Raw genomic sequence first — 17,696 nt, 5'->3', positions numbered from 1 at the left:
ATGAGCGCCTACGCCGCACTGACCCGGGCGGGATACCGGGCCCAGGTCCGGGACAGGACCACCCTCTTCTTCACGTTCGCCTTCCCGCTCCTCTTCCTCGTCGTCTTCGGGCTGATCTTCCGGGGCCAGGAGGTGACGGAGAGCGGCCTGTCCTATCTGTCGTACACGGCGGCGGGCGTACTGTCCTGGGGCGTGGCGAACGCCGCCGTCTTCGGCATCGCGTTCACCCTCATGCAGTGGCGGACGGACGACATCCTGCGGCTGATCCGGATGTCCCCGGCGCCGCTGTCGGCCGTCATCGGCTCCCGGTACGTCCTCGCCCTGGTGGTGGGGGCCGTGCAGTCGCTGCTCTTCGTCGGGGTCGCGATGCTGCCCGTGTTCGGCCTGGAACCCGCGTCCGGCTGGCCGCTGCTGATCCCGGTACTGGTTCTCGGCATCACCACCTTCCTGCTCCTGGGGGTGATCATCGGGTCCTTCGCGAACACCCCCGAGTCGGTCGCGGCGGTCGCCAACTTCCTGATGCTGCCGATGGCGTTCCTCTCCGGCTCCTTCTTCCCGCTGGACTCGATGCCGGACTGGCTGCGGAAGGTCTCCCTGGCGATGCCGCTGCGCTACCTCAACGACGCCGTGTCCCACGCCCTCGCGGGCCGTGGCGAGCCCTCCGACGTGTGGGTGGGCTGCGCCGGGCTCCTCGTGTTCGGCGTGCTCTTCGGGGCCGTCGCGGTGAAGACCTTCCGCTGGACGAGGTCCTCGTGAGCACCGCCACCCGGCCGCTGCCGCCGCCCATGGACACGGCACGGGCGGAGCTGCGGGCCGCGCTCTGCGGGCGCCTCGGCCGGGACGTCCCCGTCGTCCCGGTCGGCGCCACCGACGCCGCCGCGCCCTCCGGCGGGCGGGGCGCCCCCGACCCGTGGGCCGCCGAACGCGCCGGGGCCCGCGTCCACCTCACCGCCTCCGCCGTCCTCGTCGGCCCCTGGGGCGGCGACGGCAGCGCGCCCGCCTGCGGGCGCTGCCTCGCGCTGCGCTGGCAGCGGCTGCGCAGCCGCAGCGAACGCGACGCGCTGGAGACCGGCGGCCCGGACGGACCCCGCCCCGCCGGAGCCTGGCCGGTGCTCACCGCTCATGCGCACGACACGGTCGCGGCGCTCTGCGAGGCACTGCTCGACGGCCCCGGCGCGCTGCCTCCCGCGCGGGAGGCCGCCGACCGGGCGCTGCCCCAGGTGACCCGGGTCGACCTGGTGACGCTCGCGGTCCGCACGTTCCCGCTGCTCGCCGATCCGCTCTGCCCGGACTGCGGCCCGGCGCCCGTCCCGGCGGGGCCCCGGCCACTGGACCTCGTCGCGCGTCCGAAGCCCGACCCGGGCGCGTACCGGCTGCGTCCCGCGTCGGTGTACCCGCTGCCCCGCGAGGCGCTCGCCAACCCGGTGTGCGGGGCGCTCGGCGGCGGGACGTGGCTCGGCGTCACCTCGCCGACGACCGCGCCCGTCGCGGGCAGCGTCTTCGTGCGCGGTTACGCCGGTCTCCACGACGTCACCTGGAGCGGGCAGGAGAACACCTTCGCCACCAGCCGCACCCTGGCCTTCCTGGAGGGCCTCGAACGGTACGCGGGCACCCACCGGCGCGCTCGCCGCACCCCCGTCGTCGGCTCGTGGAACGCGCTGCGGGAGGACGCCGTGGACCCCGCCGTCTGCGGCTTCTACGACCCCCGGACCTACCGCGACGACCCGCTGGTGGACCCCTTCGACCCGGACCGGGCCATCCCCTGGGAGTGGGGCTGGTCCCTCCGTGACGCCCGCCCCGTCCTGGTCCCCTCGCGCCTCGTCTACTACAGCGCCGGTCTCGCCGCAGACAACTTCGTCTTCGAGTGCTCCAACGGCTGCGCCATCGGTGGCGCTCTGGAGGAGGCGGTCCTCGGCGGGCTCCTGGAACTGATCGAGCGCGACGCCTTCCTCAACGCCTGGTACGGCGGCGCCCGGCTCACCGGCATCGACCTCGCCACGGTCGGCGGCCGGGCCTCCGCCGCCATGGCCGCGCGCGCCGCGCTCCAGGGGTACGACGTCCACGTCCTGGACAACCGGATCGACCTGCCGGTGCCCGTGGTCACGGCGGTCGCCGTACGCCGGGACGGCGGCCCCGGCACCCTGTCCTTCGCGGCGGCGTCCTCCCTCGACCCGCGCGCCGCCGTCGAGGGCGCGCTCTCCGAGGTGCTCACCTACATCCCGCACCTCTCCCGCCAGACCGAGGAGCGCAGGCCCGAACTGGAGGCCATGGCCGAGGACTTCGACCGGGTCCGCCACCTCAAGGACCACGCCCAGCTGTACGGGCTCCCGCGCATGGCCGAGCACGCCAGGGGATATCTGGAGCCGAGGGCGGTACGCGGTTTCGACGAGGTGTACCGGGACTGGGAGACGTCCGTGCGGCCCCGCACGGGCGACCTCGCGGACGACGTACGGGCCGTGACGGGGTACCTGACGGCGGCGGGGCACGACGTGGTCGTCGTCGACCAGACCACCCCCGAGCAGGAGCGGATGGGCCTGCGCACGGTCAGCACCCTCGTGCCGGGGCTGCTGCCGATCGACTTCGGCTGGAACCGGCAGCGGGCGCCGCTGATGCCCCGGCTGCGCACGGCGCTGCGCCGGGGCGGTCACCGGGCGACGGACCTGGCCGACGAGGAGGTCCGGATGGTCCCGCACCCGTTCCCGTGACCGGCGGTCCCGACCCGGGAACGGAGGCGCGCCCGGTGGCCTGGGGACAGGTCACCGGGCGCGCGTCCGGCCGTGGCCGGTCCGTCCTGGTCCGGTCAGGCGGAGCAGGAGGTGGTGCTGGTGGTGGAGCTGCACGTCGAGGTCGAGCTGGTGCTCGTGGAACCGGCGAGCACGACCTCGCTGGCGTCCGAGTAGTCGGAGATCTCGAAGGTCTCGGCCTCCAGTTCGAGGATCTCGTCGGCGAGGGTGCTCAGGTCCTTGTTCATGGCGCCTCCTGTGACCACGGCCCCGCGCGGGGACCGACCGGGGGTTACGCCGTCCATTGCACCGCCGCCCGCTCACCGTTCGGCACGTCTCGCGCGCGCACATCGCTGGCACCCGGCGCCAGCGGTCCGCTCACCCCGTCCCCTGGAGTCCTCGTGAACCTCCCCGACCCGGGCGGTGCGGCCACCACCGCCCCGGACGCGTCCTCCTCCGGCGTACCGGGCCGGTCCGCCACGCCCGGTCCCGCCGAAGACGCACCCGGCCCCACCTCCGACCCGGTGTCCGGCCCCGCTCCCGTCCGTCCCGCCGAAGCCGTCCGCGCGGTGCTCGCCCCCGCGCGGGAGGTGCTGCGCCCCGCCCTGCTGCTCTGTCTGGACGTCCACCGCACGCCGGAGCTGTCCGGCGAGGAGACCCGCACGGCAGAGCTCTTCGCCGACCGGCTCACCGCCCTGGGCTTCGATGTCACCCGGGGAGTCGGCGGCCACGGCGTGGTCGGGGTGCTGCGCAACGGCGCGGGCCCCCGCGTCTGGCTGCGGGCCGAACTGGACGCCCTGCCGCTGACGGAGCTGACCGGGCTGCCGTACGCGAGCGGGAACGGCGCCATGCACGCCTGCGGACACGATCTGCACCTCGCCGCCGCCACCGGTGCGGCGGACCTCCTCGTCCGGGCCGCCGGGCGCTGGCGGGGCACCCTCGTGGTGCTGGGCCAGCCCGCCGAGGAGACCCTGACGGGGGCCCGCGCGATGCTGGCGGACGGGCTGTACGAGCGGTTCGGCAGGCCGGACGCGGTCCTCGCCCAGCACGCGGCGCCGCTGCCCGCGGGCACCGTCGCGCACGGCACCCCGTACGCGCCGGTGACCTCCGCGTGCGCCACGCTCCAGGTCGTGGTGCACGGGCGGGGCGGGCACGCGGGCACCCCGCACCTGACCGTGGACCCGGTGGTGACGGCGGCGGCGGTGATCACCCGGCTCCAGACGGTCGTCTCCCGCGAGTCCGCGCCGGACGACCGGGTCGTCGTCACCGTCGGCACCGTACGGGCGGGCACGGCGGTGAACGTCGTCCCGGACACGGCCGAACTGGGCATCGGCGTACGGGCGGCCACGGACGGCGCCCTCGACCGGGCGGTCCTGGCGGTGGAGCGGATCGTGCGGGCCGAGTGCGCCGCCTCCGCCTGCCCGCGCGAGCCCGAGGTCCGGCAGGTCTCGCGCGCCCCCGCGCTGTGGGGCGACCCGGCGGCGACGGCCGCGGTACGGGCCGCCCACACCGCCCTGTTCGGCGCGGCGCGGGTCGGCGTCCGGCCGCCGTCCCCGGCTTCGGAGGACTTCCCCCTCTACGGCGACGCGGGCGCCGCCCTGCACGGCGAGGAGGGGGTGCCGCTGGTCTACTGGATGACCGGCACCGCAGGGGCCGGGCAGTGGGCGGTCGCCGGGGGCCGCCTCCCGCCCAACCACTCGCCGCGCTTCGCGCCCGACGTGCGGGCCGCCCTGCCGCCGGCGATCGACGCCCTGACGGTCGCGGCCCTGGACCGGCTGGCCCCGCCGCCCGGCGGCTGAGCGGCCGGACGGGGCGGGGCCGGACGGGGGCGGGTCAGTCCGCCATCTCGTACGCGTCGGACAGCGCCTCCACCGTCTTCCAGACACGGCCCGAGCGGGCCGGGTCGACGACCGGGCGGCGCACCGCGCCCAGCGCCCACTCCTGCTGCTGCCCGGTGGCCGAGTCCTTGCCGTGCAGTTCGACGGCGTGCGCGGAGAAGTCCCGTACGAGCACCGCGAACAGCTCGTCGAGGACGTCCTCGTCCACCTCGGTCAGGCCCGCCTGCTCCAGGACCAGCTGGCCGTGGACGACGAGCGCGAAGAGCTGGCCGACCGCGAGCAGCAGATCGAGGTCCCGGCTCTGCTCCTCGTCGGGGGCGGCGGTGGCGACGAACGCGCAGAGGGCGTCGGCCTGTTCGCGGAAGCGGACGACGTTGGGCAGGTGGGCGTGGGCGTCGAACGCGGGCCGCCAGTCGTGGAAGCGCACGGAGCCCAGGCCGCGGGCCGGACCCTGCCGGAAGAGGAAGGCGTCGTCGGCCGGGTCCAGGCGGGTCGGTACGGGCTCGTACGCGACCGGGTCGAGGAGATGGCCGCGCAGGAACTTGAGGATCAGCGCCAGGTTGACGTGGACGGTGCCCTCCAGCTTCGGCAGGCCCCGGATCTCGACGGCCGCCTGCGCGAAGTAGTTGTCCTTCTCGAAGCCCTTGGCGGCGATGACGTCCCACAGGAGGTCGACGACCTTCTCGCCCTCGGTGGTCACCTTCATCTTCGTCATCGGGTTGAAGAGGAGGTAGCGGCGGTCGTCGGGGCCCGCCGAGCGGAAGTAGTCGACGGCCCGGTCGCTGAAGAGCTTCATGCCGACGAGCCGGACGTAGGCGTCGGTCAGTTCGCGCCGCACGTGCGGGAAGGCGGTGACGGGACGGCCGTAGAGGACCCGGTGGTGGGCGTGGGTGACGGCCTCGTACATCGCGTGCTCGCAGATGCCGATGGAGGCGGTGCACAGGTTGAACTTGCCGACGTTGACGGTGTTGAGGGCGGCGTCGAAGGCGGCGCGGCCGGTGTGCAGGACGTCCCCGGCGGCGACGGGGTACTCCTCCAGGCGGAACTCGCTGACGAACTTCGACGAGTCGACGACGTTCTTGACGAGGTGGTAGGCCGGGTGGCGGCTGTCGGCGGCGAAGAAGACGTAGCCGTCGGGGCCCTCGACGTCGGTGCGGCGGCCGAAGACGGAGACGAGCCCGGCGGCGTTGCCGTTGCCGATGTAGTACTTGGAGCCGGTGGCGCGGAACCCGCCGTCGCCGTCGGGGGTGAGGAGCATGTCGGTGGAGTAGATGTCGGCGCCGTGCGTCTTCTCGGACAGGCCGAAGGCGAACACCTCTCCCTGGTCGAGGAGTTCGGCGGCCCGGCGGCGGGCGGCGGCGTTGTCGCTCTGCCAGACGGGGCCCAGACCGAGGACGGTGACCTGCCAGACGTACCAGTAGTCGAGACCGTAGAAGCCGAGGATCTCGTTGAGGGCGGCGATCCGGGCGGTGTCCCAGCGCCGGTCCCCCTTGCCCTCCGACGCGGGGGTCAGGAAGGTCGCGAAGAGGCCCTCGGCGGCGGCGAAGGCGAGGAAGTCACCGAGCCAGGCGCGGGTGCGGTAGTCCTCGATCAGCCGCCGCTTGCCGCGCGCCTCGAACCAGTCGACGGTGGCGCGCAGCAGCCTGCGGGTCTCGGGGTCGAAGTGCGCGGGATCGTAGGTGCGCGGGTTGAACAGCGGCGATTCGGCCATGGTGTTCGTCTCTCGGTCCGGAGGGGCGGGGCGGGTGCTGCGAGTGGTACGAGGTCTGGGGGGGGCGGGGTTCCGGCGGCCGGTGCGGGGGCCGGGGTCTGGGGTCCGGGCGGCCTGTGCGGGGTACGGCCGGTGCCGGGGTACGGACAGGGCGGTTTCAGCGCGGGGCGGCGAGCCGGTGGAGGGTGGCGAGGACGTCGTCGAGCCAGGCGAGCGTCATCCGCTCGTACGCGATGCCGCCGCGCAGCACGACGTGCTGGAGTTCCCGTCCGGGGTCGAGGGGTCCCCCGGCGGTGCCGGGCGCGTCGGGGCCGGTGAAGTCCCGTTCCTCTCCGGCGAGGTAGTGGGCGAGCCGGTCGGCGTGCGTCCGCCGGTGCCGTTCCACCTCGTGGACCAGGGCGGCGGGGTCGTCGAAGGCCGCGCCCCGGATCTTCACGGCGAGGTCGTGCCGGAGGCTCTCGGGTTCGACGGGCTCGCGCAGCCAGCCGGTCAGGGCGGCGCGTCCGGGGGCGGCGACGGAGTACTCCTTCTTGTCCGGACGGCCCTGCTGGGGCACGTCCCTGACATCCACCCAGCCGTCGCCCTCCATGCGTTTGAGGACGCGGTAGATCTGCTGGTGACTGGCCGTCCAGAAGTAGCCGATGGAGCGCTCGAAGCGCCGGGCCAGTTCATAGCCGGACCCGGGCTTCTCCAGCAGGGACACCAGAATCGCGTGTTCGATCGCCACACCCCCATCCTTCTATGCAACTCGTTGCATAGGCAAGGGAGCGCGCCGGGGTGAGACACGGCTCACCCCGGCGCACGGGAGCGGCCCGGGGTGACCGGGGGCCGCTCCCGTAGGCTTCGCCCCGAGGACAGCGGTCGGGCGGAGCCGGGTGGGGGCGGGTCGATGACAACCGGTACGGAACGGACGGCGGACACGGCGGGACGGTGGGCCTCGGCCCTGGACTCGGTCGTGGTGTACGCGCGGGGCGCGCTCTGCCGCAGGCTGGCCCGGGGCGTCGTGCCGCCGGACGGCCGGGTACGGGTGACGGGCCTGCCCCGCACCCTCGACCACGGCTCGCTGCGGGCCCGGGTCCTGGGCTCCCCCGGCTCCCGGGTGACCGAGGCGCGGGTGGAGATCGGGGCGGAGCCCCGCGCCGCCGTCCCCGACGGACGGGACGCGCTGCGGCGCGAGGTCGAGCGGCTGCGGGACGAGGCGGAGGCCGCGCGGGCCCGCCGGGACCGGCAGCGGGCCCTGGTCGCGGAGGTCGGCGCCCTGCGTCCGGTGGCGCCGCCCCGCAGGCGCGACGAGCCCCAGCACCGCCGCGCCCCGGTCGACGCCTGGCTGGAGCTGGCCGGCTTCGTCGACGGGCGGCTGACCGGTCTCCACACCCGGCTGACCGCTCTCGACGAGGAACTGCTGCGCGCCGAGCACGCGCTGGAGCTGGCCGCGGACCGGCTGGACCGCGCCTCCACCGACGCGCCGTCCCGGCACGTGGACACCACCGTCCAGGCGCTCCTCACCGTCGTCGGGGCGGGTGCGGAGCCGGTGGAGATCGAGGTGGAGTACGGGGTGCCGGGTGCCGTCTGGGTGCCCGCGTACCGGCTGTCCCACCGTCAGGGCGAGGACACCGGCCGTCTGGTGCTGCGCGCCTCCGTCGCCCAGCGCACCGGCGAGGACTGGACCGGGGTGCGCGTCGCCCTGGCCACCGCCGACCTCCGGCGCCGCACCGATCTCCCGAAGCTCCGCTCGATCAGGATCGGACGGCGCCAGGAACCCCCCGCCGCGTCCGGCTGGCGCGAGCCGCCCACGGGGCTGGACGACCTGTTCACCGGGTACGACGCGGCGGGCCCCCGGCCCGGGACGTTCGGCCGGGCCGGGAGCGCCGTGTCCGGCGCCGCCGGTGTCGCGCCGTCCCCGCTCCCGGTCGCCGGGTTCCCGGTCCCGGGCGGTCCCGGATCCGCCCCCGAGGCCTTCGACGGCCAGGGGTACGGTGACCACGGGTACGGGAGCCAGGGTTATGGGGGCGACGCCTTCGCCGCCGAGCGGCACGCCCCGGCACCGGCCCGTACGCGCTCCCGCGCCGCCGTCCCCGGGAGCGCGGCCTTCGGCGCGGCGCCCGCCGCGTTCGCCGCCCCGCCGGCGGCGGCGGCTCCCGGCGCCCCCGCGCCCGGCGCGTCGCCGCCGTCCCCGGCGCCGGTCCCCGGACCGCCGCGCCCCGACGCCGCCGAACTCGACTACACGGCCCTCGTCCTGCGCGGTCCCGACGGGCCCGGCCACCACCGGGGGCGGCTGTTCCCCGATCTGTCGTCCGACGCGGTGGCGACCGAGTACCGGCGCCGTGCCGAGGCGGTGGCCTCCCTGCCGCTGCCCGCGCACGCCGTGCTCCCCCGCGAGTCGGCAGGCTCCTTCGACCAGCGCTTCGACGCCGCCGCCCGCGCCGACGTCCCCTCGGACGGCACCTGGCACACCGTCACCGTCATGGAACTCGCGGTCGGTCTGCGCACCGAACACCTCGCCGTGCCGTCCGTGGAACCGGTCGTGTACGCGACCCTGGTGCTCTCCAACGCCTCCGACCGGGCGCTCCTCGCGGGCCCGGTCGAGGTCACCGTCGACGGGGAGTTCCTGCGGACGGCGGCCCTGCCGACGCTCGCGCCGGGCGGCACGAGCCGGATGGGGCTGGGCCCGGCGGAGGGCGTGCGGGTCTCCCGGAACGCGCACCTGCGCGAGTCCACCTCGGGTCTGCGCAACCAGACCTCCGTACTGGACCACCGCGTCCGGGTGGAACTCGCCAACGGGCTCGCGCGGCCGGTGACCGTCGAGGTCCGCGAACGGGTGCCGGTCTCCTCCGACCCGGACGTCCGGATCGAGGAGCACGCCGACTGGTCGGCCCCCGGGGACGACGGTCCCGAACGGCACGCGCCCGGCACCCGCCTCTGGCGGGTCGAGCTGCCCGCCGGGGGCACCACGGCCCTCGACGGCCGATACGAGATCCGCATCCCGGCCGGCAGAGCCCTGGTCGGCGGCAACCGCAGGAGCTGAGACACCATGTCCACGGACGTCGAGACCGTCGCCGCCCCCGTCACCGCCGTCACCTGTCTGGAGGACCGCGCGCACGTCGAACGCGAGGCGCTCGTCGAGCTGGAGCCGGGCGTCCACCGGCTGCGCCTGGGCCCGGTCTCCGCACTCGCCGTCGACCGCACCCTGCACGCCGAGCCGCTCTCCGGGCCCCCGGCGACGGTGCTCGACGCCCGGATCGTCCGTACCTGGGCACCGCGCGGCCCCCGCCCGCCGGGCGCGGACGATTCCGCGCTGCGCCACCGCGAGCACGCCCTGGAGGAGGAGCGGACCGGCCTCGAACAGTCCCGGGACCGGCTGCGCACCCGGCTGGACCTGCTGGGCGGGCTCGCCGCCGATCTGCTGCGGGAGATCGGCGAGGGCGTCGGGCACGGGGAGGCCGAGGGTCCCCGCTGGGCCCGGGAGCTCGACCGGGTGGACGCCGGACGCGAGGAGTACGGCGAGCGGCTCCGTGCCGTGGACGCCCGGCTGACGGCCGTCGCCGCCGAACTGGCCGAGGTCCTGGAAGGCCGGGCGCTCGCCGAGGAGGAGCCCGCCGAACTGCTCGGGCACGTCGAGCTGACCGTGGAGGCCGCCTCGGCGGGGCCGGTCGGGCTGCGGCTGAGCCACCTCGTCCCGTGCGCGCTGTGGCGGCCCGCCTACCGTGCCGTCCTCGACGGGGACGCCGTGACGCTGGAGACGGACGCCGTGGTGTGGCAGCAGACCGGCGAGGACTGGTCCGGGGTGCGGCTCACGCTCTCCACGGCCCGGTCGGCGACGGCCGCCGAACCGCCCCGGCTCGACGAGGACCGGCTCGTCCTCAAGGACCGAACGGCGGCCGAGCGCCGCACGGTCGACGTGGAGCTGCGCGAGGAGGAGATCGGTGCGCTGGGTCCGGCCGCCGCGGTGGTCGGTCTTCCCGGGGTGGACGACGGCGGCGAGGTCCGTGTCCTGCCCGCCCCCGCGCCGGTGTCGGTGCGCTCGGACGGGCGGGCCCACCGGGTGCCGCTGTCGTCCTTCAGCACCCCCGTGAGCAGCGAGTACGCCTGTGCGCCCGAGCTGTCCCCGCTGGTCACCCGGGTGGTGCGGGGCGACAACCGGTCCGGTCACGCACTGCTCGCCGGTCCGGTGGACCTGGTCAGGGGCGGCGGTTTCGTGGGCCGGGGCACGCTGGAGTTCACCGCGCCCGGCGCGCCGGTGGAGCTGGCCTTCGGCGGGGACGACGACCACCGGGTGGTCCGTACGACGGAGGAGAGCCGGGACACCACGGGGCTCACCCAGCGGACGGTGGTCACGCGCACGGTCCGGCTGCACCTGTCCCGGTTCTCCGCTCCCGGGGAGGGCGGGGAGCGGACGGTGGTGGTGCGCGAGCGCGTTCCGGTGTCCGAGGTGTCGGCGGTGGAGGTGCGGCTGCGCGAGGAGGCGTGTTCGCCGGTGCCCGACGCGGTGGACGCCGAGGGCGTCGTCCGCTGGGACGTCGCTCTCGCGCCGGGGGCCCGCCGGGCGGTCACGCTGGTGTACGAGCTGTCGGCGAGTTCCCGGGTCGCCGGACTCTGACGCGTTCCCGGTCCGTCCCGTACGAGGGGGGGCGGGCCGGTCCCGGTGCCGGTGCCCCGCGTGTTCACCGCGCTGCGCGGCCCGCCGTGCGCGACCATACGGACGCGCCGCGTCGCGTGCACGGCACCGGAAGTGGGGGGGACGTCGGGGTGCGCGGCCGGCATTCGGAGACACCGCGACAGGAAGGACCGACGTGTCCGAGAGCGAGAACCCGGCGATCCCCTCCCCCACCCCCACCGACGCCCCGCCGATGAGCAACCGGGACTGGTGGCCGAACCAGCTGGATCTGCAGGTGCTGCACCAGCACGCGCGGCGGTCCGGTCCGATGGACGAGGACTTCGACTACGCGAAGGAGTTCGCGGGCCTGGACGTCGAGGCGCTGAAGCGTGACGTCTTCGAGGTGATGACGGCGTCGCAGGACTGGTGGCCCGCCGACTACGGCCACTACGGGCCGCTGTTCATCCGGATGAGCTGGCACTCGGCGGGGACGTACCGCATCGAGGACGGCCGGGGCGGCGGCGGTTCCGGCGCCCAGCGCTTCGCCCCGCTCAACAGCTGGCCCGACAACGCCAGCCTCGACAAGGCCCGGCGGCTGCTGTGGCCGGTGAAGCAGAAGTACGGCCGGAAGATCTCCTGGGCGGACCTCCTGGTCTTCGCGGGGAACTGCGCCCTGGAGTCGATGGGCTTCGAGACCCTCGGGTTCAGCTTCGGCCGGGAGGACGTCTGGGAGCCGCAGGAGGTCTTCTGGGGTCCCGAGGACACCTGGCTGGGTGACGAGCGCTACCGCGGCGACCGGGAGCTGACCGGCCCGCTCGGGGCCGTGCAGATGGGCCTGATCTACGTCAATCCTGAGGGGCCCAACGGCGATCCGGACCCCCTCGCCGCGGCCCGGGACATCCGCGAGACGTTCCGGCGGATGGCGATGGACGACGAGGAGACGGCCGCGCTGATCATCGGCGGGCACACGTTCGGCAAGTGTCACGGCGCCGTCGACCCCTCGTGCGTCGGTCCCGAGCCGGAGGCCGCGCCCCTGGAGCAGCAGGGACTCGGCTGGCGGAACACCTGTGGCAGGGGGGTCGGCGCCGATGCCCTCACCAGCGGTCTCGAAGGTGCCTGGACCACGGCGCCGACCACGTGGGACAACGGCTACCTCGACCATCTGTTCGGCTATGAGTGGGAGCTGACGACGAGTCCGGCCGGGGCCCGTCAGTGGAAGCCGACGGACCCGGCGGCGGGCGACACGGTCCCCGACGCGCACGACCCGTCGAAGCGGCACGCCCCCATGATGCTGACGACGGACCTCTCGATGAAGCTGGACCCGGTCTACGCCCCGATCGCCCGGTCCTTCCACGAGGACCCGGAGCGGCTCGCGGAGGTCTTCGGCCGCGCCTGGTACAAGCTGCTGCACCGTGACATGGGGCCGGTCTCGCGCTGTCTGGGTCCCTGGGTCCCCGGGCCGCAGCTGTGGCAGGACCCGGTCCCGGAGGTGGATCACCCGCTGGTCGAGGAGGTGGACGTCACCGCTCTGAAGGGCGAGATCCTCGCCTCGGGCCTGGCCCTGTCGCAGTTGGTCAGCACCGCCTGGGCGGCCGCGTCGAGCTTCCGCGGCACCGACCGGCGGGGCGGTGCCAACGGGGCCCGCATCCGGCTCGCGCCGCAGAAGGACTGGGAGGTCAACGCCCGGCCCGAGGTGGCACGGACGGTGGAGACGCTCGACCGGATCCGGCGGGAGTTCGACGGGGGCCGCTCCGACGGCGTGCGGATCTCGCTGGCGGACCTGATCGTCCTCGGCGGCTGCGCGGCGGTCGAGCAGGCCGCGCGGAACGCCGGGCACGAGGTCGCCGTGCCGTTCGCGCCGGGCCGTACGGACGCGGCGCAGGAGCAGACCGACGTGGCGTCGTTCGCCGTGCTCGAACCCCGGGCGGACGGCTTCCGCAACTACCTCGGGACGGGCGAGAAGCTGTCGCCGGAGACCCTGCTCCTCGACCGTGCGAACCTGCTGACGCTGACCGCGCCGGAGATGACGGTGCTGGTCGGCGGGATGCGCGCCCTCGACACCGGTTTCGCGGGCTCCCGGCACGGGGTGTTCACCGACCGGCCGGAGTCGCTGACGACGGACTTCTTCGTGAACCTGCTGGACATGGGCACGGAGTGGAGGCCGTCGGTCATGGACGAGAACGTGTACGAGGGCAGCGACCGGGCCACGGGCGAGGTCCGGTGGACGGCGACCGCCGTCGATCTCGTCTTCGGCTCGCACGCGGAGCTCCGGGCGCTGTCCGAGGTCTACGCGTCCCGGGACGCGGGCGGGAAGTTCGTGCGGGACTTCGTGTCGGCGTGGGACAAGGTCATGAACCTGGACCGGTTCGACCTCGGCTGAGACGGCCGACCGCGCCGCCCGGCCGGACGGGCCGGGCGGTGGGGCCGGTTGACGGGCCCGGTCGGTGGGGCCGGTCGGTCAGGTGGTGACGGGTCCGCGCTCCCGGGGGATCTTCTCGCCCGCTTCGACGGCGACCGGGAGGCGGTTCTCCGTCGGGGGCAGCGGGCAGGTCGCGTAGTCGGTGTACGCGCAGGGCAGGTTGCCCGCGCGGTTGAAGTCGAGGAGCACGGTGCCGTCGGGTGCCGGGGCGGCGACCCGCAGGCTGCGGTTGGCGGCGTAGGTGGTGACGCCCGAGGTGCGGTCGGTGAAGAGGACGGTGAAGCCGCCGGGCGTGTAGCCGTTGAAGGCGGTGAGGCTCAGGTCCTGTCCGTCGAGCCGGAAGTCGATCCGGCCGGGCGCGTCGTACACGTGCCGCAGGCCCTCGACGCTGGCGCCGACGGTGGTGGGCCTGGGCTCGTCGAAGGGCACGTACCGGCCGGTGACCGCCCAGCGCGGGTGGGGCGCGTAGGCGGGTGTCCCTGTGAAGGCGACCCGCAGCGGGTGGGCGGGGTGGCGTGGCCGGACGACGTCGTGGCCGCCGCGCCGGGCGACCTCGATGACGACGTCCCCCCAGACGGCGTCGACCCCGCCGCGCTCGGGGATGTCCCCGAAGGCGTACCGGCCCTTGACGGTGGTCCCGTCGATGACGAGTTCCTCGTCGTCGGCGAGTTCGACGACGACTCCCTCCGGTCCGGTGGTCCAGGTTCCGGGGGTGTCGGTGATGCTCTGCGGCTCGTCGGTGAGCCAGTGCAGGCCGGTGATGGCGAGGAAGCCGTGCGCGGCGGAGAGCCGGGCCTCCTTGTCGCGGTGCCATGCCTCCCACTCCGCGACGAAGTCCTCGGGGACGCCGTCGGCGGTGCCGGGGCGGGCGGGCGCGGTGCGGGAGTCGGGGTCGTTCCCGAGACTCATGGGTCCTCCAGGTGGGACGGGCGCGGGCGGGGTTCGCTGCACCGGGAGGCGCTCGTGCCGACGGCGACGGGCCCGGGAGGGCACGCCGGAGGACGGCGTCGAGGGTGACGGGGGGCGCGGTGGTCGCGCGTGCGACGGCCGGCTGCCGGGACGAGTGCCTCGGTGTCAGCCGGAACAGGACGTGGTCGTGACGCGCACGTAGTCCACGTGTCGGCGCATCACGAGCAGGGTCATGGGGCCAGCAAAGCACACCACCCGTGCCCCGGGCCAGTGATCGTCGGTTCTCGATCACTGGTCCGGGGCGGGGGGCCGTGGTGGCGCGGCCGTGGCCGACGGCCAGGGCCCGGGTGCGTGGCAGGGATGGCAGGGGACGCGTGGTCGTGCGCGTGGCGGTCGGGTGTCCCCTGATCAGGGCCCGGGGGTTCAGCGGCCCTGGAGCGCCTTCACGTTGTCGCCGAAGGTCCAGCCCTTGGAGCCGTCCCAGTTGGCGGACCAGGTCATCAGGCCCTTGAGGGCGCCGTTGTAGCGGTTCCAGGCCTGGGAGACCAGGGAGGGCGACATGTAGCCGCCGCCCGCGCCGGGCTGGGCGGGCAGACCGGGGACCTGCTTGTCGTACGGGACGCGGATGGTGGTGCCCTGGATGACCAGGCCCCGGTTGAGGCAGTCGGTCTGGGCGGCGAACCCGGCGACGGTCCCGGCGGAGTAGGAGTCGCCGGAACAGCCGTACATGCTGCCGTTGTAGTACTGCATGTTGAGCCACCACAGGCGTCCGTTGTCGGCGTACTTCTTGATGATCGGGAGGTACGCGCCCCAGATCGAGCCGTAGACGACGCTGCCGCCGGTGACGTAGGCCGTCTCGGGCGCCATGGTCAGTCCGAAGCCCGCGGGCATCCGGGCGAGGACGCCGTCGATGATGTGGATCAGGTTGGCCTGGGAGGTGGAGAGGGTGTTGATGTTGCCGCTGCCGACGAGTCCGGTCTCGATGTCGATGTCGATGCCGTCGAAGTTGTAGGTCTGGAGGATCGGCACGACGGTGGCGATGAACTTGTCCGCGACGGCGCGGGAGCTGAGGTCGATGCCCGCGGTGGCGCCGCCGATCGACAGGAGCAGGGTGGCGCCCGCCGCCTTGGCGCGGCACATCTCGGCCGGGGTGGAGACCCGGACGGTGTTGTCCATGCCGTCCTGCCAGAGCACCGTGCCGTCCGAACGGATCACGGGGAAGGCGGCGTTGATGACGTTGTACCCGTGGGCGGCGAAGCGGGGGTCGTCGATGGGGGCCCAGCCGAAGGGCGGGTGGACGCCGTTGGCGGAGCCGTCCCAGTTCTCCCAGTAGCCCTGGAGCACCTTCCCGGTGGGGCGGGACTTGAGGGCGCAGGTGTCGCCGGGGGCGGCGGCGGACGTGGTGCCGGGGGCGGCGGCCGGTCCCGGGGTGGTGGCCTGGGCGGTGGGGGCGGCGAGGGCCGCGGCCGCGAGCAGGGTGGCGATTCCCGCTCCGAGGGCGCGGGCGATCCGTGGGCGTGGCATGCGTGCTCCTGGGGACGTCGTGGGGGATGGTCCTGGGCATGGCGCGCGTTCGACCAGACCGTAGGTTGGTCCAGACCTTTCGTCAACCACCCCGGTGAACCCCGCTCCCGGTGGCACGCGGCGGGCGGGAAACAGGAAAGGCGAGAAGTCCAAGGACTCCTCGCCACTCTCAAGATATAGCGCACGGGGGGCCTTGCCGCAAGGCCCAGGTCGTGGTCCACAATCTCCGGGCGAAGCCGTGGACGGCGCAATGCGACGACGTACGGATCACCCGCCCCCACGGAACACCGGAATTATCGAACGGGGCTTTTCTCATGATCGACGTGATCATCGCCGGGGCCGGTCCGACCGGCCTGATGCTCGCCGGAGAACTGCGGCTGCACGGCGTGGACGTGCTGGTTCTCGACAAGGAGACGGAGCCGACCCTCCAGTCGAGGGCGCAGGGGCTGCATGTGCGCAGTATCGAAGTGATGGAACAGCGCGGGCTGCTCGGACGTTTTCTCGCGGAGGGCCGGGAAATCCGGTCCGGTGGTTTCTTCGCGGGTCTCAGCACTTCCTGGCCCGAACACCTCGACACCGCGCATTCCTATGTCCTGGCCATTCCGCAGGCCGTCACCGAGCGGCTGCTCGCCGAGCACGCCGTGGAGGCGGGCGCCGAGATCCGGCGCGGCCGTGAACTGGTGGGACTGGAGCAGGACGCCGAGGGGGTGACGGTGGAGCTGGCGGACGGCGCCCGGCTGCGCGCCCGCCATCTGGTCGGCTGCGACGGCGGTCGCAGCACCGTGCGCGCTCTCCTCGGCGTCGGCTTCCCCGGCGAACCCTCACGGGTCGAGACGCTGCTGGGCGAGATGGCGCTGGACGTCTCCCCGGAGGAACTCGCCGCCGTGACGGCCGAGGTCCGCAGGACCCAGCTGCGGTTCGGCGCGATGCCGCTGGGCGACGGTCTGTACCGGGTCATCGTGCCCGCCGAGGGGGTGGCGGAGGACCGCACCGCCACTCCCGGAATCGACGAGTTCCGGACCCAGCTGCGGAAGTTCGCGGGCACCGACCTCGGCGCGCACGCACCGCGCTGGCTCTCCCGCTTCGGCGACGCCACCCGGCTCGCCGACCGCTACCGGAGCGGCCGGGTCCTCCTCGCGGGCGACGCGGCGCACATCCATCCCCCGACCGGTGGACAGGGGCTCAACCTCGGGGTCCAGGACGCCTTCAACCTGGGCTGGAAGCTGGCCGCCGAGGTGGCGGGCTGGGCCCCCGAGGGGCTGCTCGACAGCTACCACGCGGAGCGGCACCCGGTCGCCGCCGACGTCCTCGACAACACCCGGGCGCAGATCCAGCTGATGTCGACGGAGCCCGGTCCGCGGGCCGTGCGCCGCCTGCTGGCCGAACTGGTGCGCTTCGAGGAGGTGGACCGGTATCTGATCGAGAAGATCACCGGCGTCGCGGTCCGCTACGACTTCGGCGGGGGCCATGACCTGCTCGGCAGGCGCCTGCGTGACCTGCGGCTCGAGGACGGCCACCTGTACGGGCTGACGCACGCCGGGCGGGGTCTGCTCCTGGACCGGACCGGGCTGCTGTCCGTCGCGGGCTGGGAGGACCGGGTCGACCACGTCGTGGACGATCTCGGCGAGGGCGAAGAGCTGGACGCGCGGGCGGTGCTGCTGCGCCCGGACGGCCATGTGGCGTGGGTCGGCGAGGACCAGCGGGACCTGACCGGGCACCTGCCGAAGTGGTTCGGCGCGGAACGGCGTTGACGCCCGGCGTTGACGCCCTGCGGCCCCTGGGGCCGCTCCTCCCTCTCGGGGCAGTACGCCGGAGGGGGGGGGGGGGGGGGGGGGGGGGCCCCCCCCCCCCGGGGGGGGGGGGGCCCCCCGGGGGGGGGGGCGGGGGGGGGGTTGGGGGGGCCCGGGGGGGGGGGGGGGGGGGGGGGCCGTGCGGGCCGGGGGGCTGCCGGCCGGGGCCGTCCTCGTACGGGGACGGC

General features: G+C 74.6%; 12 protein-coding genes. 7 read left to right on the top strand and 5 right to left on the bottom strand.

From position 1 onward, the window contains the following. Together ACIRQY_RS30535 and ACIRQY_RS30530 are read left to right on the top strand one after the other, a co-directional pair. A complete protein-coding gene (locus ACIRQY_RS30535) occupies window positions 1-756 on the top strand; it encodes an ABC transporter permease (RefSeq protein ID WP_403931069.1) in 756 nt (251 codons plus the stop codon). Window positions 757-785: 29 nt separating this feature from the next. Next, complete coding sequence (locus ACIRQY_RS30530) at window positions 786-2,705, top strand: TOMM precursor leader peptide-binding protein (RefSeq protein WP_403931161.1); 1,920 nt, start codon at window positions 786-788, stop codon at window positions 2,703-2,705. Window positions 2,706-2,800: 95 nt separating this feature from the next. Here ACIRQY_RS30530 and ACIRQY_RS30525 read toward each other — a convergent pair whose 3' ends face one another. Beyond that, entirely contained in the window at window positions 2,801-2,971 is a 171-nt protein-coding gene (locus tag ACIRQY_RS30525) for a thiazolylpeptide-type bacteriocin (RefSeq protein ID WP_030757923.1), read from the bottom strand. A 321-nt stretch (window positions 2,972-3,292) separates the two neighbouring features. Here ACIRQY_RS30525 and ACIRQY_RS30520 point away from each other — a divergent pair, with 321 nt between their 5' ends. Continuing rightward, window positions 3,293-4,522 (top strand): amidohydrolase, encoded by a 1,230-nt coding sequence (locus ACIRQY_RS30520; protein WP_403931159.1) that lies wholly within the window; start codon window positions 3,293-3,295, stop codon window positions 4,520-4,522. A gap of 34 nt (window positions 4,523-4,556) precedes the next feature. On the opposite strand, the gene ACIRQY_RS30515 is transcribed toward ACIRQY_RS30520, so the two are convergent. Continuing rightward, window positions 4,557-6,272: an acyl-CoA dehydrogenase family protein gene (locus ACIRQY_RS30515; RefSeq protein ID WP_403931066.1), complete on the bottom strand. Its 1,716-nt coding sequence runs from the start codon at window positions 6,270-6,272 to the stop codon at window positions 4,557-4,559. 157 nt (window positions 6,273-6,429) lie between these two features. Then, the gene (locus ACIRQY_RS30510; protein ID WP_403931064.1) at window positions 6,430-6,999 is read right to left on the bottom strand and encodes a PadR family transcriptional regulator; all 570 of its coding nucleotides are present in this window, start codon (window positions 6,997-6,999) and stop codon (window positions 6,430-6,432) included. Between the two features lie 162 nt (window positions 7,000-7,161). Between ACIRQY_RS30510 and ACIRQY_RS30505 the strand changes: the two genes are divergently transcribed. The 3 genes from ACIRQY_RS30505 (at window position 7,162) to katG (ending at window position 13,246) form a co-directional block, all read left to right on the top strand. After that, window positions 7,162-9,297: a DUF4139 domain-containing protein gene (locus tag ACIRQY_RS30505; RefSeq protein WP_403931062.1), complete on the top strand. Its 2,136-nt coding sequence runs from the start codon at window positions 7,162-7,164 to the stop codon at window positions 9,295-9,297. Window positions 9,298-9,303: 6 nt separating this feature from the next. Further along, window positions 9,304-10,869, top strand: a complete 1,566-nt coding sequence (locus tag ACIRQY_RS30500) for a mucoidy inhibitor MuiA family protein (protein WP_403931060.1) — start codon at window positions 9,304-9,306, stop codon at window positions 10,867-10,869. A gap of 250 nt (window positions 10,870-11,119) precedes the next feature. After that, a complete protein-coding gene (katG, locus tag ACIRQY_RS30495; RefSeq protein WP_403931157.1) occupies window positions 11,120-13,246 on the top strand; it encodes a catalase/peroxidase HPI in 2,127 nt (708 codons plus the stop codon). Between the two features lie 78 nt (window positions 13,247-13,324). Here the strand turns inward: katG and ACIRQY_RS30490 are convergent, their stop codons facing one another. Continuing rightward, entirely contained in the window at window positions 13,325-14,194 is an 870-nt protein-coding gene (locus ACIRQY_RS30490; RefSeq protein ID WP_403931058.1) for a DUF1684 domain-containing protein, read from the bottom strand. 423 nt (window positions 14,195-14,617) lie between these two features. Next, window positions 14,618-15,718: a chitinase gene (locus tag ACIRQY_RS30485; protein ID WP_351784201.1), complete on the bottom strand. Its 1,101-nt coding sequence runs from the start codon at window positions 15,716-15,718 to the stop codon at window positions 14,618-14,620. Window positions 15,719-16,032: 314 nt separating this feature from the next. On the opposite strand from ACIRQY_RS30485, the gene rox reads away from it, so the two are divergent. Then, window positions 16,033-17,469 carry a rifampin monooxygenase gene (rox, locus tag ACIRQY_RS30480; RefSeq protein ID WP_403931056.1) on the top strand — a complete coding sequence of 479 codons (1,437 nt, stop codon included), beginning with the start codon at window positions 16,033-16,035 and terminating at the stop codon, window positions 17,467-17,469. The last annotated feature ends 227 nt before the right edge of the window (window positions 17,470-17,696 follow it).

Origin of the sequence: Streptomyces sp. NPDC101490 (assembly GCF_044767145.1) — a bacterium.
In the GTDB taxonomy this organism is placed as follows: Bacteria; Actinomycetota; Actinomycetes; order Streptomycetales; family Streptomycetaceae; genus Streptomyces.
Note: the sequence above shows the minus strand (reverse complement) of the source record. Positions and strands in the feature narration are given on the sequence as shown.

What these genes read in the sequence shown, in the direction of transcription:
- ACIRQY_RS30535 (WP_403931069.1), top strand. Translation starts at nt 1, where the DNA reads ATGAGCGCCTACGCCGCACTGACCCGGGCGGGATACCGGGCCCAGGTC.
- ACIRQY_RS30530 (WP_403931161.1), top strand. Translation starts at nt 786, where the DNA reads ATGGACACGGCACGGGCGGAGCTGCGGGCCGCGCTCTGCGGGCGCCTC.
- ACIRQY_RS30525 (WP_030757923.1), bottom strand. Translation starts at nt 2,971, where the DNA reads ATGAACAAGGACCTGAGCACCCTCGCCGACGAGATCCTCGAACTGGAG.
- ACIRQY_RS30515 (WP_403931066.1), bottom strand. Translation starts at nt 6,272, where the DNA reads ATGGCCGAATCGCCGCTGTTCAACCCGCGCACCTACGATCCCGCGCAC.
- ACIRQY_RS30505 (WP_403931062.1), top strand. Translation starts at nt 7,162, where the DNA reads ATGACAACCGGTACGGAACGGACGGCGGACACGGCGGGACGGTGGGCC.
- ACIRQY_RS30500 (WP_403931060.1), top strand. Translation starts at nt 9,304, where the DNA reads ATGTCCACGGACGTCGAGACCGTCGCCGCCCCCGTCACCGCCGTCACC.
- katG (WP_403931157.1), top strand. Translation starts at nt 11,120, where the DNA reads ATGAGCAACCGGGACTGGTGGCCGAACCAGCTGGATCTGCAGGTGCTG.
- ACIRQY_RS30490 (WP_403931058.1), bottom strand. Translation starts at nt 14,194, where the DNA reads ATGAGTCTCGGGAACGACCCCGACTCCCGCACCGCGCCCGCCCGCCCC.
- ACIRQY_RS30485 (WP_351784201.1), bottom strand. Translation starts at nt 15,718, where the DNA reads ATGCCACGCCCACGGATCGCCCGCGCCCTCGGAGCGGGAATCGCCACC.
- rox (WP_403931056.1), top strand. Translation starts at nt 16,033, where the DNA reads ATGATCGACGTGATCATCGCCGGGGCCGGTCCGACCGGCCTGATGCTC.